4 protein-coding genes are annotated in these 2,940 nt (G+C 48.6%); all 4 read right to left on the bottom strand.

The genetic code is table 11. The features are described from left to right. A partial coding sequence (locus RMO52_RS07790; protein WP_310412605.1) for an alkaline phosphatase occupies nucleotides 1-671 on the bottom strand: 671 nt, incomplete at its 3' end. 172 nt (nucleotides 672-843) lie between these two features. Then, the gene (locus tag RMO52_RS07795) at nucleotides 844-2,124 is read right to left on the bottom strand and encodes an NAD-binding protein (protein ID WP_310412608.1); all 1,281 of its coding nucleotides are present in this window, start codon (nucleotides 2,122-2,124) and stop codon (nucleotides 844-846) included. Continuing rightward, the gene (locus RMO52_RS07800) at nucleotides 2,115-2,282 is read right to left on the bottom strand and encodes a hypothetical protein (RefSeq protein WP_310412610.1); all 168 of its coding nucleotides are present in this window, start codon (nucleotides 2,280-2,282) and stop codon (nucleotides 2,115-2,117) included. The genes RMO52_RS07795 and RMO52_RS07800 overlap by 10 nt, the downstream gene beginning before the upstream one ends. A 136-nt stretch (nucleotides 2,283-2,418) precedes the next feature. Next, the gene (locus tag RMO52_RS07805; protein WP_310412613.1) at nucleotides 2,419-2,916 is read right to left on the bottom strand and encodes an NAD-binding protein; all 498 of its coding nucleotides are present in this window, start codon (nucleotides 2,914-2,916) and stop codon (nucleotides 2,419-2,421) included. Nucleotides 2,917-2,940: the final 24 nt, after the last annotated feature.

Raw genomic sequence — 2,940 nt, forward strand, 5'->3', positions numbered from 1 at the left:
GGATAGTCTTCGTCGTATTTATTCCGGCGGTTGACATTGGCGGCGGCGGCGGCGGGAGTAGCATGATCGATCGGGACTGATGTCACTAAACCAGTCGATTTACCCTGTGCTGCGGCTTTAGCCAAAGCACCTTCTAAGTTATCTTCAAAGATATCAACACCGATCGCGTTGTTGTAGCTCTTAACGCCAGTGTAGAGGGTGGTTGCGGTATTGGCTGAGTCAGGATAGCTGAGTTTGATATATTCTTTGTCGGTACCTGGTGTCCAGGGGTTGACACCACCACGGACTGGATCGTAACCAACTAAGTTACCAACTACGCCATCGCTGACTTTTGCCCCACCACTAGCAGTCGTACCAGGGTTGAAAGCAGGGTTGAATACAAAACCAGTAGTAGTTGGATTGGCACCTGTCGCCGCAGTACTAGGGCCAGTTACGGCTGCTTGACCAGTGTTGTAGACACCATTGGCATCGGGGATGGTGGTACCGTAAGTAGTCGCCAAGGTGTAGCCCGTGAGGGTCTGCATGTTCAGACCAGTACCTTTACCAGCGGTATAAAAATCGCTGAGGCTAGTACCAGTTTTACCTTCTTGAATCTGTTTGTAGACGGCGGCGGCGCGGGTCATTTCCCAGCCCATACCATCGCCGATCATGATGATTGTATTCTTAGCCATGCAATTAAACTTTCCTGTAGATATCTATTGAAGTAGACCTCAGAAGATCGACTGGTGTCTAGTTTGGCATGGCTGTTCGATCGATGCGAGTATAATCGATCGCATCGACTTGAGAATATAATTAAGATTTTTTATTATCCACGAACAAATCTAATTTTTAACTATTTGTTAATCAAATTAGCTTGTTTCTTAAATTAAAGATAACCTGTGGGCGATTCTCATTCTGAGAGGCTACGCCAACGGATCGTTGGCGTAGCCTACCGGAGGTAATCGGGATGATTTTAGCTTTGACACGTAACTGTTCTAACGCACGCACTAATCGTTGAGCTTGATGTTGATAGAGCGGAATATCCAAAATTCTTGGTAAATTTTCCATCAAATCTCTAGCTGTTCGCAGCGAACAACCAGAGATGCGTCCGATGATATTTGCCCCTTCAAAAGTGGATTCTGCGGTCATCGCTAGCTCGACTTCAACCTGCCAAGATTTGGGGTAGGGATCGCCGATATCGATCCGCCGCAAACTCTCTGTCGTTGCCAAAACTACCAAGCGATCGCCATGAGCCAGCAAAATATCGTCGGTAGGCATTAAGATTGCGGGACGGGGGTTGCGCTGGTGCAGAATGGGTACTACCCCATAACCATAGGCAGCTTCAGCTAGCAGCAATCGATCGAGCGTGTCGCCTGTTTCGATCGTGTATTCAGTGACTAAAATGGTTTGCCGATCGATGTGAAATAGATTCAGAATATTTTCACCGAATGCCGCTCCGGCAAACACTTCTGCCGATACTGTCTGCATCCCCAATACCCGGGCAGTTGGCAGCGTTTTCGTCAGATGTTGGCTCAACCTTTGTCCCGATGTCCGAATTACCAGATCGAGCTGCGGATCGATCGCCTGCACCATTAAGGCAACTTCAAGATTGAGCATTTCATCATCGGTGACGATAATGACGCTCTTGGCGGTCGTGAGATTGGCTTGCGCCAGAGATCGATCGATATTACCCGTAATTATCGGCAGATCTGGCAAGATCGTACTGTTGATATCTGGCTGCAATGTTACGCCGACAACGGTTTGCTTGAATTGCTGTAGCAACAGAGCCACTTGTTGCCCGACTCGTCCTAAACCGACGATGACGATGTGGTTTTGTTGCGGTACGGGCGGTCTTTGCTTGACAAATTGAAACTTTGATGATAAAAGAGATTCGGTGAGGACTGCGTACAACACGCCCACAAAAGCCGTACCAGCCAGACTCAAGCCGAGGGCGAAAGTTTGGAGCCACCAGGGAATCGTGGTAATGTTCTCAAAGTTGCCAAATAAATCGCCATAGCCGCCTAAAAGTAAGATTGCTGAGGCGTAGAATGCCGATATCCAAGTCGTGTTGGGATAATACTGACGAAAGAGGACGGTAGCGATCGCGAGTAATAACACGACAATCAGACAGCAAATTAGGGCCACGCGGCGGACTTGTTGCTGAAAGTTCGATCGCCAAAACTGCCTAAATCGATCGCCAACACGCCGCGCCCAGCGAGCGATCTGGGGTTGTTTAGTTTTTTTGCCAGCAGCAAGCGATCGATCTGGGGTGGCGTGAAGTGAGGATCGATCGGCAATTTCAATGTAAGTAACTAAATCGCCAGCCGTAACTATCTCTTCAAACTGCCATTGGTAGAAACCTGGCTCGGTTGCAGATCTGGTGTGAGCCAGTAGCTTCTGGCTGCGCGTATCGATCTGGTGTAGCCGACGGGCATTGCATCAAGGATGAGCGGGACTCATGCGTTGTCGCACCACCCGCAACCAGTAACCATCTAAATTGAAAAAGCCTACAGTATCCGTGCCCAGTGCGGCAATAGCAAAGGAGTGAGCGGGCAGTTCGATCGGTTCGTAGGCGATAAAATTGCCGAGTTGTTGGCTTAATAATTGATTGAGATTGGTTTTTGCCGATCGCACGACTAGCCGCGTATGGGGGTTGAGTTGGCGGATGGCGAGGGCAATTTCGGCATTAACTCCTTCGTTACTAGTGACAATCAGGGCAGCGCGACAGGCTTGGATTTGGGCTTGCGCCAACACGTTATTTTCACGGCAATCACCAATAATCAGATCGTCTAATAAATCGACTAAATTTGGAACTTCCCAACTTTGAGGAGCAACTTGTTCGATCGCGACAATCTTCACGCCAAATTGGTGGAGAGCCAGCACGCAGTGTTGACCCAAGCTACCTAAACCACACACCAAAAAACGATCTAATTTCATCTAGTTATTGCCATGTCACTTTAT

The sequence above is a fragment of the Chamaesiphon sp. OTE_8_metabat_110 genome (assembly GCF_031382685.1).
Taxonomy (GTDB): domain Bacteria; phylum Cyanobacteriota; class Cyanobacteriia; order Cyanobacteriales; family Chamaesiphonaceae; genus Chamaesiphon.